The sequence below is a fragment of the Eubacterium uniforme genome (genome assembly GCF_900167115.1).
Taxonomy (GTDB): Bacteria; Bacillota; Clostridia; order Lachnospirales; family Lachnospiraceae; genus Eubacterium_S; species Eubacterium_S uniforme.
The window spans coordinates 98449-117984 of record NZ_FUXZ01000011.1 but is presented as its reverse complement, the minus strand read 5'-3'; the positions used below and the strand labels follow the sequence as shown (position 1 = coordinate 117984).

General features: G+C 32.5%; 13 protein-coding genes. 12 read left to right on the top strand and 1 reads right to left on the bottom strand.

Annotated elements, in window-relative coordinates; all coding sequences use genetic code 11:
• Positions 1–6: 6 nt before the first annotated feature.
• Positions 7–183: a transposase gene (locus B5D16_RS09485; protein WP_078766230.1), complete on the top strand. Its 177-nt coding sequence runs from the start codon at positions 7–9 to the stop codon at positions 181–183.
• 172 nt (positions 184–355) lie between these two features.
• Here the strand turns inward: B5D16_RS09485 and B5D16_RS09480 are convergent, their stop codons facing one another.
• Positions 356–4636: a 2-hydroxyacyl-CoA dehydratase gene (locus B5D16_RS09480; protein ID WP_078766750.1), complete on the bottom strand. Its 4281-nt coding sequence runs from the start codon at positions 4634–4636 to the stop codon at positions 356–358.
• Between the two features lie 282 nt (positions 4637–4918).
• Here B5D16_RS09480 and B5D16_RS09475 point away from each other — a divergent pair, with 282 nt between their 5' ends.
• The 11 genes from B5D16_RS09475 to B5D16_RS09425 all read left to right on the top strand — a co-directional run bounded on the left by B5D16_RS09475 (position 4919) and on the right by B5D16_RS09425 (position 19426).
• Entirely contained in the window at positions 4919–5809 is an 891-nt protein-coding gene (locus B5D16_RS09475) for a hypothetical protein (protein ID WP_078766749.1), read from the top strand.
• 22 nt (positions 5810–5831) lie between these two features.
• Positions 5832–7820 (top strand): SpoIIE family protein phosphatase, encoded by a 1989-nt coding sequence (locus B5D16_RS09470; RefSeq protein WP_078766748.1) that lies wholly within the window; start codon positions 5832–5834, stop codon positions 7818–7820.
• 253 nt (positions 7821–8073) lie between these two features.
• Positions 8074–8388: an STAS domain-containing protein gene (locus B5D16_RS09465; protein ID WP_078766747.1), complete on the top strand. Its 315-nt coding sequence runs from the start codon at positions 8074–8076 to the stop codon at positions 8386–8388.
• A 278-nt stretch (positions 8389–8666) separates the two neighbouring features.
• A complete protein-coding gene (locus tag B5D16_RS09460) occupies positions 8667–9899 on the top strand; it encodes a sugar ABC transporter substrate-binding protein (protein WP_078766746.1) in 1233 nt (410 codons plus the stop codon).
• Positions 9900–10014: 115 nt separating this feature from the next.
• Entirely contained in the window at positions 10015–11337 is a 1323-nt protein-coding gene (locus tag B5D16_RS09455) for a carbohydrate ABC transporter permease (protein ID WP_341465209.1), read from the top strand.
• Positions 11337–12257, top strand: coding sequence for a sugar ABC transporter permease (locus B5D16_RS09450; protein ID WP_242943030.1), 921 nt, complete (start codon positions 11337–11339; stop codon positions 12255–12257). Before B5D16_RS09455 ends, B5D16_RS09450 begins: the two co-directional genes overlap by 1 nt.
• Before the next feature lie 131 nt (positions 12258–12388).
• The gene (locus B5D16_RS09445) at positions 12389–13945 is read left to right on the top strand and encodes a S41 family peptidase (protein WP_078766744.1); all 1557 of its coding nucleotides are present in this window, start codon (positions 12389–12391) and stop codon (positions 13943–13945) included.
• 8 nt (positions 13946–13953) lie between these two features.
• A complete protein-coding gene (locus B5D16_RS09440) occupies positions 13954–14787 on the top strand; it encodes a hypothetical protein (RefSeq protein WP_078766743.1) in 834 nt (277 codons plus the stop codon).
• A 149-nt stretch (positions 14788–14936) separates the two neighbouring features.
• Positions 14937–15329: a pyridoxamine 5'-phosphate oxidase family protein gene (locus B5D16_RS09435; RefSeq protein ID WP_078766742.1), complete on the top strand. Its 393-nt coding sequence runs from the start codon at positions 14937–14939 to the stop codon at positions 15327–15329.
• Between the two features lie 353 nt (positions 15330–15682).
• The gene (gene arfA / locus B5D16_RS09430) at positions 15683–17191 is read left to right on the top strand and encodes an arabinosylfuranosidase ArfA (protein WP_078766741.1); all 1509 of its coding nucleotides are present in this window, start codon (positions 15683–15685) and stop codon (positions 17189–17191) included.
• A gap of 54 nt (positions 17192–17245) precedes the next feature.
• Complete coding sequence (locus B5D16_RS09425) at positions 17246–19426, top strand: glycoside hydrolase family 3 C-terminal domain-containing protein (RefSeq protein WP_078766740.1); 2181 nt, start codon at positions 17246–17248, stop codon at positions 19424–19426.
• The last annotated feature ends 110 nt before the right edge of the window (positions 19427–19536 follow it).

Sequence of the window (19536 nt, the reverse complement as noted above, 5' to 3'; positions counted from 1 at the left end):
CTTCGTATGAACAGAAGCATACAATCTGAAGGAACATTTGGCATTATCAAGTGGGACAGGTCATACAAAAGACTGTTCAGAAGAGGCTTAGAAAACGTAAATTTAGAGTTAACCCTGATTGCTTGTGCTTTTAACCTTTATAAATATCACAATAAACGAAATAGATTGAAGATGATTGCATGATATCAGGTAACTGAATAGATTTAAAAAGCTCTTATTAACATAGGGCTTATTAAAGTGCCTCTAAAATCAACAATTATAATAATTATACATAGAGAAACAGAACTGCATTGGCCATTGCCAATGCAGTTCTGCTATTTAGAGACTTTTTTTACAGTCCCTTTTAATTTATATTTTACTGTGCTTTTTTCTGAGTTTGTTTCTGTAAGTTTTTGTTAGCTGTTGTAAGCATAAGCTTGATACGGTTTAACTGGTTAACTTCTGATGCACCTGGGTCATAGTCGACTGCTATGATGTTTGCATCTGGTCTGTTTGCACGAAGTTTTTTGATTACACCCTTACCAACGATGTGGTTTGGAAGACAACCAAATGGCTGTGTACAAACGATGTTTGGAACACCTTCTTCAAGAAGTTCTAACATTTCACCTGTTAAGAACCAACCTTCACCAGTTTGATTACCAACTGAAACAATTGGTGAAGCAGCATCTGCAAGTTCGTTAATGTATGATGGAGGAGTAAAGTGTTTACTCTTCTTAAATTCACGTCTTGCAACCTTTCTCATATGCTCAATGAAATTAATTGCTACATCGCACTTCATAGCTGTTGAACGCTTAAATCCTAAGAAATCAGCTTTGAAATGTGAATTGTAGAAGCAGTATAAGAAGAAGTCTGAAAGGTCAGGCATAACTGCTTCGGCACCTTCTTTTTCAAGAAGATCAACTAAGTTGTTATTAGCATCTGGTGAGAATTTAACTAAGATTTCTCCTACTATACCAACTCTTGGTTTAACTTCATCTGTAATTGGTAATTCATCAAATTCTTTTATGATGTTACGTATATTACGTTTAAATTCAGCTTGATTGAATCCTTTCTTTTGAATTGATTCAATACATATCTTTTTCCATTTTTCGTGGAGTGCATTAGCAGAGCCTTTTTCTAATTCGTATGGACGCATACGATATAAAACTCTCATAAATACATCACCGTATACGAGTGCTTGCATACACTTCATAAGCATGGTTGGATTAAATGTAAATCCTTCATTTTTTTCAATGCCACTAGCTGAAAGTGAAATAACAGGAATGTGTCCCATGTTAGCATTTGCAAGTGCACGACGTATAAAACCAATATAGTTAGATGCTCTACATCCACCACCAGTCTGGGTTATTACTACAGCAGTTTTGTTTAAGTCATATTTACCAGATTGTAGTGCTTCCATAATCTGACCTACAACGATAAGAGAAGGGTAGCATGCATCGTTATTAACATATTTAAGTCCAGAATCAACTGCAGCCTTTGCATCACCATTTCCTAGTATTTCCATGTTGTAACCTGACATAATAACAGCAGGTTGTAAAATATCAAAGTGAATTGGACTCATTTGAGGACAGAGAATAGTATAACCTTCATCCTTCATGGCCTTTGTAAATTCAACCTTTTCAATACTTGATGGTACGATTGTTCTATTTAAATCTTTCTTACGTTTTTCACGTACCTTTAATGCTGAGAGAAGAGAACGAACTCTTATTCTTGCAGCACCTAAGTTATTAACTTCATCAATTTTAAGAACTGTATAAATTTTACCTGAGTTTGATAAAATATCACTTACACAGTCTGTAGTAACAGCATCAAGACCACATCCAAATGAGTTAAGCTGAATTAAATCAAGATCATTTCTTGTTTTAACATAGTTAGCTGCTTTGTATAGTCTTGAATGATACATCCACTGATCCATAACGATAAGGGGTCTTTCAACTTTACCAAGATGTGAAATACTATCTTCAGTTAAAACGGCAACACCGTAAGAATTAACAAGTTCTGGAATGCCGTGATTAATTTCAGGGTCGCAGTGATATGGACGACCAGCAATTACAATACCACGAACCTTTTCTTTTTCCATATATGCAAGAGTTTTTTCACCTTCATCCATCATGGCTTTTCTTGATGCCATAAGGTTAGCCCAACCTGCTTTTGCAGCTGCTTTTACTTCTGATGCAGGAATGCCTAACTCTTTTTTGAATATTTTAACAAGTCTTTGTGTTGCAATCTTTTCATTAGTAAGAGACATAAATGGATTCATAAAGTTGATTGAATCATCTTCAAGTTCCTCCATATTGTTCTTAATGTTTTCAGCGTAAGAAGTAACGATAGGGCAGTTGTAGTGGTTATTAGCATCAGGAGTTTCATTTCTTTCATATGGAATACATGGATAGAAAATAAACTTTATACCCTGTTTAATAAGCCAGTTAACATGTCCATGTGCAATCTTAGCTGGATAACACTCTGATTCACTTGGGATTGATTCAATACCAAGTTCATATATCTTTCTACTTGATTCTGGTGAAACTATAACTCTATATCCTAAAGTTTTAAAGAATTCAGCCCAGAATGGAATATCCTCATACATATTAAGAACACGAGGAATGCCAACAACACCACGTGGTGCTTCATCAAGTGAAAGTGGCTCGAAACCAAATAATAGTTTATTCTTGAATTCGAAAAGGTTAGGAATGTTCTTTTTATTCTTTTCCTTTCCAAGTCCCTTTTCGCAACGGTTACCAGAAATAAAACTTCTACCGCCTGTAAAACGATTAATTGTAAGAAGACAACTATTTGTACAGCCTTTACAATGAGTCATTGAAGTAGTGTATTTAAGGTTTTCAATCTGCTCAATTGTAAGCATAGTAGAAGTCATGCCTTCTTCATACTTTTCACGTGCAACTAACGCTGCACCAAATGCTCCCATGATACCAGCAATATCAGGTCTTACAGCTTCACGTCCAGAAATTTTTTCAAAACTTCTAAGAACGGCATCATTGTAGAATGTACCACCCTGAACAACGATACGTTTACCTAAAGTTTTAGGATCTGTAAGCTTAATAACCTTATAAAGAGCATTTTTTATAACTGAGTAAGCAAGACCTGAAGAAATATCAGCAACAGTAGCGCCTTCCTTCTGAGCCTGCTTAACATTTGAATTCATAAATACTGTACATCTTGTACCTAAGTCAATAGGATTCTTTGCATATAAAGCTTCTTTAGCAAAATCTGCAACAGAATAATTAAGCGACTTAGCAAATGTTTCAATAAATGAACCACAACCTGAAGAACAAGCTTCGTTAAGCTGAACGCTGTCAACGGTTTGATCCTTAATGCGGATGCACTTCATATCCTGTCCACCAATATCTAAGATACAATCAACTTCAGGATCAAAGAATGCAGCTGCATAGTAATGTGAAACTGTTTCAACTTCACCTTCATCAAGCATAAGAGCAGCTTTAATTAAAGCTTCACCATAACCTGTTGAACAAGAATATACAATTTTAGCTTCCTTAGGAAGAAGAGAATATATTTCTTTGATGGACTTAATTGATGTTGTAAGTGGACTACCGTTATTATTGCTGTAGAATGAATAGAGTAGTGAACCATCTTCGCCAACAAGAGCAACTTTAGTTGTTGTTGAACCAGCATCAATTCCTAAGAAACAGTTTCCTTTATATGTTTTTAAATCACCCTTTTTAACAGAGTGTCTTTCATGTCTTTTTGTAAATTCTTCATAAGCCTTTTCATCTTCGAATAAAGGCTCCATTCTCTTGATTTCAACTTCAAGTTGAACACCATTTTTAAGTGTGTTTAATAATTTATCAATTTCAAATACACATTCTTCGTTTCTATTAAGGGCAGCACCACTTGCAGCAAATAAATGTGAATGTGTAGGGGCGATAATATGCTCATCTGTTAAGTGTAATGTTCTAATAAATGCATTTCTAAGTTCAGGAAGAAAGTGAAGTGGTCCTCCTAAGAATGCAACATTACCTCTGATTGGTTTACCACATGCAAGACCGCTAATAGTCTGATTTACAACAGCCTGGAATATTGATGCAGCTAAATCTTCCTTAGTAGCACCTTCGTTGATTAAAGGTTGAATGTCAGTTTTAGCAAATACACCGCATCTTGCAGCGATAGGATATATTTCATTATAGTTTTTTGCATATTCATTAAGACCTGATGCATCTGTTTGTAAAAGAGATGCCATCTGATCAATAAATGAACCTGTACCACCAGCACAGATACCATTCATACGCTGTTCAATACCATTATTAAAGTAAATGATTTTAGCATCTTCACCACCAAGTTCGATTGCTACATCACAGTGTGGAGCATAATCTTCTAGTGCAGTAGCAACAGCTACAACCTCTTGGATAAATGGGATTTTTAGATGTTTTGAAAGCGATAATCCACCAGAACCAGTAATCATAGGAGAAAGTTTGATGTCTCCTAATTCTTGTTTTGCTTCTTCAATTAAAATAGCAAGAGTTCCCTGGATATCAGCAAAATGTCTTTTATAGTCAGAAAATACAATTTCGTTCTGCTCGTTAAGAATTGCAATTTTAACTGTTGTTGATCCGATATCAATTCCTAAAGGATAAACATATTCGTTATTATTTAAAGCCATTTTTATCACCTTTCTTTAAAGCTAATAACTATAATCTAAAATTATAATAATTAATTAAATTTCTTTAATAATTTTTCTAAACACAATCCACTATATTATAGTACAAAATAATATATAATTCAATTGCTATTTACGTGAGTGTTTCTAAGGAATAAAAATTATTATGTTCCCTGATTTTTTGTTAAAATATGACCTTGTTTTGTTACTAAAAAAATATTATATTTGTTGATGATATGGGGAATTGGTGTTAAAATATAATTGGAAAGATTTATGGAGGTAGAGATGAAATTTTTAAACAAGCTAGAAAGAAAGTACGGGAAGTATGCTATTGATAATATTACTTTATTATTGATATTAGGATATGTAATTGGATATGTTATTCAAAAGATTAATATTGATATGTTTTATATGCTTACATTAAATCCATATTACATTATGAAGGGGCAGATTTGGAGAATTGTTTCATGGGTTTTAGTTCCACCTTCGGAACTTGGTTTTTTTACAATTATTATGTTGTTCTTTTATTATTCAATTGGAAGAACGTTAGAACAGACATGGGGTAAATTTAAATATAATATATTTATAATAAGCGGTATTATTTTTACTGTAGTAAGTGCTATGGTTGCTTATTTTATATTACCATCAAGTGTTTATGAAGTGTATAAAATACCGGCTGCTTTTACAGGTGAAGTATTTAATTTTGTTAAGGGATATATAATATCTGCATTTGTTAGTACATATTATATTAATTTATCTATTTTCTTATTATTTGCTGCTTTATATCCTGATATGCAAGTTATGCTTTATTTTATTATTCCAATTAAGATTAAGTGGTTAGCTTATCTTGATTTAGCCTTAATGGCTTATGAAATTTATCAATATGGTTTCGTATGTGGTGTAATTGTTTTTGCATCATTGCTAAACTTTTTAATATTCTTTGTATTAATTTTGCAGGCGAAGGGTAAAACACCTGCTAATGCAAGGAGAAAACGTGATTATCAGAAGAAGGTATATAGTGCAAAAAGTGTATATGAAGGTGGGGCAAGACATAAATGTGCAATTTGTGGAAGAACGGAACTTGATAATCCAAATTTGACATTTAGATATTGCAGTAAGTGTACTGGTAGTAAGGAGTATTGTGAAGATCATCTTTTTACACATGAGCATAAGTAGTTAAAAATTGTGGGGTAGGTATATGGTTAGAAGGGTCGCTAAAAGGTTGAAGCAAATAAACGATAAGAGAATAATTATTGTTATCTTAATGCAATTAGTTATAATTTTAAGTTTTATATTTCTCGGTTCTACTGATAGGGATAGATTAAATACTTCTAGAATTTTTAGTATTGCTTTTGATATAGCTGGTATGCTTGTAGGCGAGGTAATCTTAATTTGTAGTATTATTGATGATGCAAAACATACACATGAAGATTTGGTGTTTTTTACATCGATTTTGGTTGTTACATTTGTTTTATTATTTTTGGATGAGGCAGCATGGCTGGTTGACGGAGTTGAAAATTATAGAACATGTGGCATTGTAATAAATACGTGTTACTATGCATTGGGGCAGTTCTTGGCTTTGATTTTTTGGAATTACGTTATAAGTGTTGTTGGAGGGCAAAGACCAAGGTTATTAATAATATCAAAGATTTTAAACGTTGCATTTGCTATTGAGGTATTATCTATAATCTTGAATGCTAAATTTGGATATTATTTTTCTGTCAATGAATATGGTTTTTATCACAGAGAATCGTTTAACTTTATAGCATATATGTATGCACATATAGTTTTGTTTATTAGCTTTTTGGTAATAATTAGAAATAAAAGTTTATTAGATTTTCACCAGCTTGTTGCTATGATGGTGTATGTAATATTGCCATTTGTAGTTAGTATAATAATGATATTCCTTTATGAATTTTCGGTTTTGTATGCATCTGTTATGCTTGCAACATTAGTAATGTATTGCATGCTTAATGTTTCAAGAAGTAAGGCAACGGCAAGGGCAGAATATGATTTGCATTTAGCAGCGAAAATTCAAAGTGATGCATTACCTAAGGAGTTTCCGGCATTTCCAAATAGAAATGAATTTGATTTATTTGCTTGTATGATTCCAGCCAGAGATATTGGTGGAGATTTTTATGATTTTTTTATGATTGATGATGATAGATTAGCTCTTGTAATTGCTGATGTATCTGGAAAAGGCATGCCAGCTGCACTTTTTATGATGGCTGCTAAAAATCTTATTAAGAGTGTTTGCAGAATTAGAAGAGATACACCTGCACAAATTCTTGAAACGGTTAATAGACAGTTATGTGATGGTAATGCGGAATCGTTCTTTATAACTGTATGGTTCGGAATTTTAACAATATCTTCAGGTGAATTGCAATATGCAAATGCTGGTCATGAACATCCAGCTATTTGTAGAAAGGGTGCAAGTTATAATTTAAAAAAGGAAAAGCACTCATTGCCACTTGCTGTTGATAAGGATACAATGTTCTACAATGAAAGCATTAGACTTAATAAAGGCGATAAGATTTACCTTTATACAGATGGCGTTACTGATTCAAGAAATGAAAATGGTGTATTATTTGGAGAGAAAAGATTATTAGAAGCATTGAATAGAGAAACGAATATTGCGGTTAATAAAGTAGTTGAAAACGTGTTAGTTCAGATAAATGGCTTTATTAATAATGCTATTCAGCATGATGATATTACAATGTTAATACTTCAATATAATGGTAGTTTTAGTATTAATAAATTCGAAGCAGATAATGTTACTTCTTTGAAAATAGAAGCAACAAGAGAAAATTGGGAATTAGTTATGAATTTAATTAAGGACAGACTTACATTTTATGATTGCCCTAAGGGAATAGCTAATCAGATATACATTGCTGCTGAAGAAATCTATGTTAATATTGCAAGTTATGCATACCCAGATAGGGATGGAATGGCTGTAATAATTACGGATTATGATGAAGAAACAAAAGAGTTTTCAATTAGATTTGTTGATTCGGGAATTAAGTATAATCCATTAAAGAAAGAAGATCCTAATACTGATTTAACTGCTAAGCAGAGACGAATTGGCGGACTTGGAATCTTTATGGTTAAAAAGATTATGGATTCAGTTTCTTATGAACATAAAGGTGGTAACAATATATTCGTTATGAAGAAGAATATAAAAGAATGATAATTATGATAATGAACATTTATTTCTATGATTAAAAAATAATAAATAATTACATAAAAATAGATAGTTTCAGAATCATAAATTATTATAAAAAAATACACAAAAAGGTTGTTAAAAGTGAAAAAAATATGTTATAATTTAACTAATAAAATATTTGCTTAAATAGCAAGGTTTATTGGGTGAATTGAAAAATTTTAAGAAAGGAATATGAAGGTAGTTCCTTTTGTAGGAAGTATTTTCATGGGGAAGTATTATGAGCTGCAATGCAAAAATAATTAATGATGAATTGGTGGTTGAAGTTAATGAAAATATCGATACAAGCAGTGTTGATAGAATTGGAGAAGAGATTATTGCAATCGTAGATGAGCATCAGAAAGATAATCTTACTCTTGATGTTAAGAATATGGAATATATTTCAAGTGCAGGTCTTCGTCTTTTGATTCGTATCAAGAAGGGTGGCGTTAGTCTTAAGATTATTAACTCTTCAAAAGATGTATATGATATTTTCCACATTACAGGTTTTACAGATATGTTTGATATTGAAAAACCTGATTATGGTACAGAATAAAGATACAGATTCATTGATTGTGAATAATTCATATAAAAGACCTCCACTATTATGGAGGTCTTTTAAATTGTTTAATGAGTATGGAGTCTGATTTGGAATTTAAATATAACTTGTACAAACTATACAAGTTGTATTTAAACTTGTATTAAAAATGGATAAATAGGGGTTCTTTTTGTGCATTGAAAGGGTATTCAATTGACAAGTTTTTAGGCTTTTGTTAGACTTGTTTTAACAAGATAAATAAGTAAAAAGTGGATGTAAGAGAAAGAGGTAATTCAATGAAGAAAAAGTTTTTAGGTTTGACAATGGCATTTGTACTTGCCGGCAGTTTGACAGGTTGTGGTGGAAGAGGATCTGCAAAACAGGCTATCAGTACTGAAGGTGGAGATACAGGCAATTGTAAATTGACAATTTGGGAGTCAGCAGAGGGCCCTGATGAATTTATCAAAAAAGCCGGAGAGGAATTTACAAAGGCGAATCCAAATATTCAGGTTGAATTTGTTAACGTTGAACTTGGTGATGCTACAACGCAGATTGCGCTTGATGGACCAGCCGGTGTGGGACCAGACTTATTTGCAGCACCTCATGATAAAGTAGGTGTTTTAGCAACAGCTGGACATGTTAAGGAAGTTACACTTAGTGATGAAGCTAAGGGTAAAATTTTACAGACATGTATAGATGGACTTACATATGATGATAAACTATATGGTTATCCAGTGTCGGTAGAAACGTATGCTTTATTCTATAATAAAAACATGATTAAGGATGAAGAGGTTCCAAAATCATGGAATGATTTGATTAAGTACGGTAAAGAATTTTCTAAGAAAGCTGAAAACAAAGGTAAATATCCAATAGTATTTCCAGCAGGTACTGGTTATTATGATGTAATGTTTTCAACATATGGTGGAAACAGACCATTTGGTGCGGACGGACTTAAAACAGATGGTACTGATTTAACTACAGAGAACGGACTTAAAGGCATTGCGCAGTTACAGGATGTTAAGAAAGAAATCTTAAATGTTCCTGCTGCAGATCTTGCAACATCAACAGTAAAATCATTATTTACAAATGGTGACGCTGCAATGTTCATATCAGGTCTTTGGGATGCTAATGCATTTAAGGATGCAGGACTTGAAGTTGGAGCTACAACACTTCCAAGTGTTTTAGATGAGACAACTCCTGCAGTATCATTTAATGGTACAAGAGCTATGTTTGTTTCAGCATATTCTAAACATCAGGAAGAGGCTAAGAAATTCGCTGAATTCTTACTTTCAGATGAAATGCAGAAACTTCGTTATGAAATAACTGGTACTTTACCAGCTACAAACATCGAAGTAGATGGTGATTATGTAAGTGCATTTAAGAATCAGTTAGAATATTCGTATCCTATGTTTAAAAATGTTGATGCTGATGCTTATTGGGCATCATATAATTCAGCTGTTTCTAATATCTGGGATGGTAAAAAACCAGAAGAAGAATTTGAGGCGCTTGAAGCAGCTATAAAAAAGTAAAGAATTAATTATATGGTACGGCTTGCCGTACCATATATCATATAAGGGAATATTTAGAATGTTATTATGAGTTTATAATACTTCTAAAAAAGAGAAAGAGAGGAAGGTGAAGGGTTTGTTAAAAACAAATGGTAAAGATAAAACCAAAGTTTTAATTTTTTCACTTTTGTTTATGGGACTTGCTCATCTTTGTTTATTAAAAAGAAGGGGTAAGGGACTTGCACTTGCATTCATTGAAATAATGTTTTTGATGTTTACCGTTGTGACAACATTAGTTGGTAGTGGACCATCCATTTACTATGCAATTATGGATATGACAAATTATGGTGTTGGAGCTGATGGAGTGGTCTATAATGCTCAGGCTCATAATTTTATCTTGATTGAAGGTGTTATGGCCATGGTTATTACATTTTTATTCTTAGTTGTATATGGATTCTCAGTTAGAGATGCTCTTAATACATATAAGAAGTATTGTATTTCCAAGAAATTTGAGGGGAATAAGACTGCTTCAAGAACAATCGATGAATCATTCCCTATTTTTGCATTAGCACCAGCAGTTGTTTTGGTATTGTTTTTTGTTATTATTCCATTGGTATTTGCTGCCGTTGTTGCATTTACAGATTACACAACGGTTAATCAAAATTTTAAATGGGTTGGATTTGAAAACTTCAAATATATCTTTGGAGGAAATGCAGTTTGGTCATCAGCACTTGGTAGTGTTGTTGCATGGACTTTGGTTTGGGCTATTTTGGCAACATTTACTTGTTATTTTGGTGGTCTTATTGTTGCTGTTTTATTATCTGATAATAAAATTAAAATGGCTCCTTACTTTAGAACTATATTTATTCTTCCATATGCAATTCCAGCAATTGTCAGTATGAGAGTTTGGTTTTCTCTTTTAAATGGAACATCAGGTGGTATTGTAAATAGAACACTTATGGATTTGCATTTAATATCTAAGCCGGTTTCATTCTTTAGTAGTGTGGCAATGGCTAGATTTTTATGTATATTAATTAATCTATGGGCAGGCTTCCCATATTTTATGCTTTTGTCGATGGGAACCATGACATCTATATCTGGGGATGTGTTAGAGGCAGCTAAAATTGATGGAGCTTCTAAATTCCAGATTTTTAAATCAATCACATTGCCTTTAGTTTTATATCAAACAGCACCACTTATAATTATGTCATTTGTTCATAATATTAATAACTTTGGAGCTATATATTATTTAACAGGCGGTGCACCTAATACAAAGATGTCTACATCGACATTCGCTCAGGGTACTGATATTGTTGTCACATGGATTTATAAGTTAACAGTAGATCAGGGACAGTATAGATATGCATCAGTTCTTGCAATTATGGTATTTATGGTTTTATGTCCTGTTGCAGTATGGAACTTCAGAAGAACGAAGTCATTTAAGGAGGGTGAGTTATAATGGGAGTAAATAAAACAGACTTCATGCGTGAACACCAGTCCGAAATGGCTAAGATTGGTATTGAAGTTAAACAGATTAGAAGAAAAAGAAATTTTTGGAGATCTTTTAGTAATTTTATAATTTACGTTGTACTTATATTGATTTCAATTGCGGTTATATATCCACTTATATATACAGTTGCTGGCGCTTTTTCGCCAGGTGAAGATATAGGAAGCATAACTGTAATTCCTTTTAAAAAGGGATTTACGCTTGATCATTTTAGAGAGTTATTTAAGAATACTGAATATGGATTATGGTTTAAAAATAGTTTTATTATAGCAGCTTGTACCTCTATATTCACTGTTGTTACAACAACACTTTCAGCTTATGTGTTTTCAAGATTTAGGTTTGCTGCTAAAAAACCTCTTCTTATGTCATTTATGGTATTAGAAACATTTCCTTCATTCTTAGGTATGATTGCTTTATATGTTATCGTTCTTAAGATGGGTGGATATAATGAACTTTGGGGACTTATCCTTATATATGTAGCAGCAAATATTCCATACAACACATGGATGATTAAGAGTTATATCGATACAGTTCCTTTAAGTCTCGATGAAGCGGCTAAAATTGATGGTGCTAGTAATATAAGAATATTCAGACAGGTTGTATTTCCACTTGCAAAACCAATGGTAATCTTTCTTGGTATTACAAGTTTTACAGCTCCATGGATGGATTTTATATTCCCTAAGTTTTTGCTTAGAACACCGGATAAGATGACAGTTGCAATTGGTCTCTATAATATGATTTCGGATAAGAAAGATCAGTTTACTCTATTCGCTGCGGGATCGCTTATAGTAGCAATTCCGTTCATGATATTCTTCATGATGACACAGCGTATGATGATAACATCACTTGCTGGTGCAGCAGTTAAGGAATGAGAAAAAACGTATTTTACAGATGGTCTATACATTGAAAAATGTATAGACCATTTTTGACATTAAATTATAAAAGTTATATAATTAGAAACTAAGATAGAGACTTGAATTTTAACAATGATTAGGAGAATGATATGAGTAAACGAAAAGTTTTAACGATCATTGAATATATAGTATTATCATCGCTGGTAATTTCAATTGTACCTGTTAACATGTTTGTTTTTCAAATGCCTAAATGGGTTACAATTATTGCTTGTATAATTTTGTTATCAGCTTATTTTAGAATGATATTTTCTGTAGCTAAAAAGAAAAAAGGAAGAATAGTAGTTAGTATCTTTTTTGTGTTAACTATTGGGTTTTCGATATATGGTAGTTTCTTTAATCCATATTGGAATAGTTGGAATTTTAAAAAGAATCCTAAGGAAATAGAAATAGCTTTGGATAATAAGATAAGCAGTAAGAAAGCTATGGCAGATTTAGAAGAAGCTATATCGTATCTTAAGAGTGTCCATCCGTTATGTGAGAATGGATTGCCTGAAAAGACAGAAGTAAAGTATAAGAATGCTAAAAGTTTTATTAAGAATAGTAAGACAGTTTCACTAGCTGATTTGGATAGAAAGATTGAAAATATATATTCAACTTTAGCTGATTCTAATACAAGTGTTAGATTTTCAAGTGAAGATATTCATTATCTAAAACAGATGAAAAAACTAAAGGAAAAAGCTGGAGAATTAGTTAAGGTAAATGATGTAGATATTAAAGATATCCTTAAGAGTTCGGCGCAGTTATATAGTTTTGAATTAGATGGTTGGCACAAGGTCTTATTAACAAGAGATTTATATACGTTAGAAGGATTAAAATATAATAAGATATATCCGATGGTTAATAAGAAAAAATCTGAAAATATCTATAAGTATACATTTAAAGCAAATGATGGAAGTACAAAGGATTATACATATAAGATTAGTGATTATATAACTAGTGATGCATATAAGATGTATAATAAGCCTACAAAGGAAGATAAAATAAACAGTTTATATACTATTGATAAAGAAAAGAGCCTTGCAATTCTTACTCTTAAGTCTTGTAAGGATGATGAAGAATATAAACAGGTGTTAAATGAAATGTTCACAAAGATTAAGGAGGAGAAGCTCTTTAATCTTGCAATTGATTTAAGAAGTAATAGTGGTGGCGATTTATCTGTTATTGATGAATTTATGAAGTATTTGTACATTGATACATGGAAAACAGAAACTAATGTATTAAGACTTGGTATCGTAAATATTGAATCGAATGAAAACATTGTTACTAATGAAAAATATAAAGGATTTGATTTTGATGGCGAGATTTATGTTTTAATGGATATTGAAACTAGAGGAGCAGCAATGTTGTTCTCTGAATATATCCTTGATAACAAAATTGGCACATTAATAGGCGAAAGACCTGGTAACCCAGCAAATCGTTATGGTGAAGCAGTATCACATACACTTAAAAATTCAAAGTTGTCTGTAAAAGTATCATCAAAGGCTTTTACCAGAGCAGATTCTACTAATCCAAGTGATTATGTTGATCCTAACATAAGTTGTGTTGGATATGAGGCGATGGATAAATTATATGATCAGGTATATACTTTGCAGGAACTTCCAAGCCAAACGGAGGAAGCAACTGAAATTAGTGCTGATGAAGAGTAATTGTTTTTATGAAAGAGTATTACAGTTGTAATGCTCTTTTATTGAAAAAGGGTGATGTTATGAGCGAAGATAAGAAGAGTATTTTAGTTGGTATCGGTTTGATTGTGATATCAATTATTATTGTTGTATCATTTACAGTTTTATTTGGTGAAAAGAATGAAGATAAATCCGGTGTGGTTCTCTCAGATTCTGATATAGAGACAATTGATGGATTTAATCGTAGTGTGGTTGAATTAATAGAAAAACAGAATGACTATAAAACGACCATGGATATATATGATTATGATAATAAAATTAAAGAAGTTATTAATATGCATGACAAACTTACAGCTGAACAAAAAGCAGAGATTGATGGTGATAAATATAATTTGTTAATGTCGATTCATAATATGTTGGGGATTAAACTATCAACTGTGAGATTGCAACAGGCTTATATAGATTCGTTGAATGCTATAGTTGAGATTTTTGATGAAAGTATGGCGGATAATGAATACGTAAAAAAGGCTGAGAATATAGCAAATTTATATGATTTGTTAAAAAATGATTCTAAGGAGATGTTATTAGACAAAGATAAGACTCAGAGGATAGTTACAAAATATAAAGAATTAAAGAGTAAGGAAGAACAGACTGAAATATCAAAAAAAGGTAAAAAGAAAGATAAAGTTGAAGAAAAGACTACTAGAAAGAAAGTAAAGGAAACTAGCGAAAGTACTACGAGAAAACAGAGAAATGTAGAGCCTGATGATTATGATAATGGAGAAGATTTTGCAGATGATGCATGGGGTGATGATTATGATGATTGGGATGATGCATATGAAGATTGGGAAGATGAAGGCTGGTAGACTTGTGATAAATAATAGTTATAATAATTAATGTGGTTTTATATTTTAGGAACTTGCGCATGCAAGTTCCTTTATTGTATAATAAATGCTATCAGAATATATGTAATAAAATATTTTCATATACAAATTAAAGAAAGGACGGAAGAAAAATGGAAAAAGTATTAGAATTTTTAAAACAGGCAGGAACATATTATTTAGCAACAATTGATGGCGATAAGCCAAGAGTTAGACCATTTGGTACAATTAATGAGTTTGAAGGAAAACTATATATTCAGACTGGAAAAGTAAAAAATGTTTCAAAACAGATTCATGCAAATCCAAATTTTGAAATTTCAGCATTCTTAAATGGTGATTGGATTAGAGTTAGTGGAAAGTTGGTAGAAGATCCTAGAGTTGAAGCTAAGGTTGCTATGCTTGATGCATATCCAGATTTAAAAGCTATGTATTCAGCAGAGGATGATAATACAGAAGTATTTTACATGACAGATGTAACAGCTACATTTGCTTCATTTACAAAGGCTCCAGAAGTAATTAACTTCTAATTGGATATTAATAAAATAACATATATTTGTGTAATGAAAAGACATGATTGTTGATGTGTTCGATGATTATGTCTTTTTGTTTGATATAATCTCGAAACAAGTGTAGTTGTATTATAATTGTATGGCTAAAAATGAAAACTTTTAATAGTGGATTAAAGTATAATTTGTCCCCTCTTTTAGTATCGTTTGTCCGGTATTTTTTGTTTTGTTATTATGTTAGAATATTTTTGTATGTTGCGATGGTGGGAAAGTATGTAAAATACATATAATTCACTCGCAAAATACATATAAAATATTTATAAAACACAAGAAGAAAAACGGAAATCAATTTAAAAAGAGAATGGGAGGTAGGCATGAAAGCCAAAATCAAGATTAACAAAGAAGATGTTATTAGTAAGATTGATAACAGGCTTTTTGGTTCTTTCATTGAACACTTAGGACGTGCTGTTTATGGTGGAATTTATGAAAAAGACCACGAAACTGCAGATGACTGTGGATTTAGACAGGATGTTTTAAACGCAGTTAAAGAACTTAATGTTCCAATCGTAAGATATCCAGGTGGAAACTTTGTTTCAGGTTTTTATTGGGAAGATTCAGTTGGTGATAGAGCTAAAAGACCACATAAGATGGATTTAGCATGGGGCACAATAGAAACTAATGAAATTGGTATTGATGAATTTCAGGAATGGGCAAAGAGAGTTAACTCAGAAGTTATGATGGCTGTAAACTTAGGTACAAGAGGACCTATGGATGCTAGAAATCTTGTAGAGTATTGTAACTTAAATACAGATACGTATTATGCAAATATGAGAAAGGCTAATGGACATGAAGAACCTTATGGTATTAAGGTATGGTGTCTTGGTAACGAGATGGATGGGCCATGGCAGATAGGTGCAAAAACTCCACAGGAATATGCCAGAATAGCGACTGAAACAGCTAAGGTTATGAAGTGGACTGACCCATCAATTGAGTTAGTTGCATGCGGTAGCTCTAGTCCTACTATGGAAACTTTCGGTACATGGGAAAGAGAAGTTCTTAGAGGGGCTTATGAGAATATAGATTATATGTCACTTCATTGTTATTATGGAAATCCAGATAACGATGCAAAGAAATATTTAGCCAGCTCGCTTATAATGGATAATTTCATTAAGGAAGTTGTTGATATTTGTGATGAAGTAAAGAAAGAAAAGAATTCTGATAAAACTGTTAACTTATCATTTGATGAATGGAATGTTTGGTTCCATAGTAATGAAGCTGATAAGGAACAGGAAAAGTGGCAGATTGCGCCACCGCTTTTAGAGGATGTATATAATTTAGAGGATGCTTTAGTAGTAGGTTCTCTTATTAATACACTTATTAAGCATAGTGATAGAGTTAAGATTGCAGCGCTTGCGCAGTTAGTTAATGTAATTGCTCCAATTATGACTAAGACAGGTGGAGGTATGTGGTTACAGACTATTTATTATCCATTCTACTATGCATCAACATTTGGTAGAGGATTTGCACTTAATGCAACATGTGAATGTGATACATATGCAGCAGGTGATCCGGAAAGTGAAGAGTATAAGAAGAATAACTTTGGACATATTCCATATATTGATTCATCAGTTACTATGAGCGAAGATAAAGAAACTATTTCAGTATTCTTAGTTAATAGATCACTTGATGAAGAAGTTGAACTTGAGCTTGAAGGTTTTGATGGATATAAGATTTCATCACATGTTGAGCTTACACATGATGATCTTAAGGCGATTAATACTATTGATAATCCAGAAGAAGTTGTTGCTAAAGAAAAGAATATTAGCGATAAAGTTGTATTATCATCTAAATCTTGGAATATGATTAAATTCAGCAAATGCTAATTTATTTTGATGAAGGAATAATATTTGCTGAAAGGATTAGAAAAAGAGAAAGATATGACAAAGTTTATAGAATTAAAAGATAAATATAGGAAGCAAGCTGAAGAATTAGTTAGTAAGATGACTATAGAAGAAGTTGCTAGTCAGTTAAAATATGATGCTCCTTCAATTGAAAGACTAGGTGTTGATTATTATAACTGGTGGAATGAAGGACTTCATGGACTTGCAAGAGGTGGTACTGCAACGGTATTCCCTCAGGCTATAGGTCTTGCTTCAATGTTTGATGAAAAGATGCTTTTTGATATTGCTGAAGTTATTTCAACTGAGGCAAGAGCGAAATATAATGAAAGCACACGTTTAGGTGACCATGACATATATAAAGGTATAACCCTTTGGAGCCCTAACATTAATATATTTAGAGATCCAAGATGGGGAAGAGGACAGGAAACATATGGTGAAGATCCTTATCTTACCAGTGAACTTGGACTTGCTTTTATTAATGGTTTACAGGGCGATGGAGAGCATATGAAGGTTGCAGCTTGTGCAAAGCATTTTGCTGTACATTCAGGACCTGAACAAGGTAGACATGAATTCGATGCTATCGCTACACCTAAGGATTTAGAAGAAACTTATCTTCCTGCATTTGAAGTGGCAGTTAAAGAAGGTAATGTTGAAACAGTTATGGGAGCCTATAACCGTATGAATGGCGAACCGTGCTGTGGTAGTGAATATTTACTAGCTAAGACATTAAGAGGTAAGTGGGGCTTTGATGGACATGTTGTTTCTGATTGCTGGGCAATAAGGGATTTCCATGAAAATCACATGGTTACAAAGACAGCTACTGAGTCAGCTGCACTTGCACTTAACAATGGATGTGATCTTAACTGTGGTTGTGTATATTTACAGTTGTTAAATGCTTTAGAAGAAGGATTAATAACAGAAGAACAGTTAAGAGAATCTGCGATTAGGTTATTCACAACAAGAGCTAAGTTAGGTATGTTTGATAAGAAAACTGAGTATGATGAATTAGGCTTATTTGATGTGGAAACAGAGGACAGTAAGGACCTTTCATATCTTGCTTCAGTTAATAGTCAAGTTTTATTAAAAAATGATGGAATTTTACCACTTAATTTAGAAAAATATGATACAATAGGAGTGATAGGTCCAACTGCTTCTTCAGTGGATGTTTTATATGGAAATTACAATGGAACGGCATCGGAAACTGTTACTAATATTGAAGGTATTAGAAGAGTGGTTGATGGTGAAGCCAGAATACTTTATTCTGAAGGCTCACATCTATATAGAGACAGAGTTCAGTTCTTAGGTCAGCCTGGGGACAGACTAAGCGAAGCAGTTGCAGTTGCTAAGAAAAGTGATGTTGTTATCATGTGCTTAGGACTTGATGCTAGTATTGAAGGTGAAGAAGGAGATACTGGTAATGCATTTGCTGCAGGTGATAAGTTAAATCTTTACTTACCTGAATGTCAAAGAGAACTTTATGAGAAAGTTGCAGAGGTTGGAAAGCCTATTGTTCTTGTTATCAATACAGGTTCTGCAATGGATGTTTCAAATGAAGCTAAGAGTGCTAATGCCATAATTCAAAGTTGGTATAGTGGTGCGTTTGGTGGGCTTGCACTTGCTGATGTTATATTTGGTAATGTTTCACCTTCGGGTAAATTACCGGTTACAGTTAGTTACGATGGTACACTTCCTGAATTTACTAATTATTCAATGAAGGGTAGAACATATCGTTACTTAAAAGGCGAAGCTCTTTATCCATTTGGATATGGTCTTTCATATGCTGATTTTAAGTATGATAATCTTAAGGTTAGTGATGTTATTGAGAGGGACGATTTATCTGTGGATATATCCGTTAGTGTTAATGTCGCTAATGATGGAGACTATGATGCTGATGAAATAGTTGAGGTTTACATTAATAATAACATTGATGAAAAGGTATATAACGGTAAGAATGATGATTATACTTCTAACATAGATGTTGATAATCAGCCTAAGTATTCACTTTGTGGATTTAAGAGAGTAAGTATTGATGCTGGTGAAAGTAAAAATGTAGAACTTAAGCTTAGTAAGAAGGCATTTACTACAGTTCTTGAAAATGGTGAAAGAGTCTTACTTAAAGGTAAGTATAAGTTATACGTTGGTACATCACAGCCAGATGAAAGAAGTGTTAAACTTACTGGTAAGAAGCCACTTGAAGTTGAAGTAGAAATTAGTTAAAGAAAAAAGAATTAAAAGAAAGATATTAATATAACTAAATTTATTTGGTTATTTATAATATGAAAATTGATTGTTCGCACAATCTAAAATATAATACGCTATTTATAGGA

Bases quoted from the DNA above. Each gene is read 5' to 3' on its own strand.
- B5D16_RS09435 (WP_078766742.1), top strand. From the start codon at position 14,937: ATGGAAAAAGTATTAGAATTTTTAAAACAGGCAGGAACATATTATTTA.
- B5D16_RS09440 (WP_078766743.1), top strand. From the start codon at position 13,954: ATGAAAGAGTATTACAGTTGTAATGCTCTTTTATTGAAAAAGGGTGAT.
- B5D16_RS09485 (WP_078766230.1), top strand. From the start codon at position 7: ATGAACAGAAGCATACAATCTGAAGGAACATTTGGCATTATCAAGTGG.
- arfA (WP_078766741.1), top strand. From the start codon at position 15,683: ATGAAAGCCAAAATCAAGATTAACAAAGAAGATGTTATTAGTAAGATT.
- B5D16_RS09470 (WP_078766748.1), top strand. From the start codon at position 5,832: ATGGTTAGAAGGGTCGCTAAAAGGTTGAAGCAAATAAACGATAAGAGA.
- B5D16_RS09465 (WP_078766747.1), top strand. From the start codon at position 8,074: ATGAGCTGCAATGCAAAAATAATTAATGATGAATTGGTGGTTGAAGTT.
- B5D16_RS09480 (WP_078766750.1), bottom strand. From the start codon at position 4,636: ATGGCTTTAAATAATAACGAATATGTTTATCCTTTAGGAATTGATATC.
- B5D16_RS09475 (WP_078766749.1), top strand. From the start codon at position 4,919: ATGAAATTTTTAAACAAGCTAGAAAGAAAGTACGGGAAGTATGCTATT.
- B5D16_RS09460 (WP_078766746.1), top strand. From the start codon at position 8,667: ATGAAGAAAAAGTTTTTAGGTTTGACAATGGCATTTGTACTTGCCGGC.
- B5D16_RS09450 (WP_242943030.1), top strand. From the start codon at position 11,337: ATGGGAGTAAATAAAACAGACTTCATGCGTGAACACCAGTCCGAAATG.
- B5D16_RS09445 (WP_078766744.1), top strand. From the start codon at position 12,389: ATGAGTAAACGAAAAGTTTTAACGATCATTGAATATATAGTATTATCA.
- B5D16_RS09425 (WP_078766740.1), top strand. From the start codon at position 17,246: ATGACAAAGTTTATAGAATTAAAAGATAAATATAGGAAGCAAGCTGAA.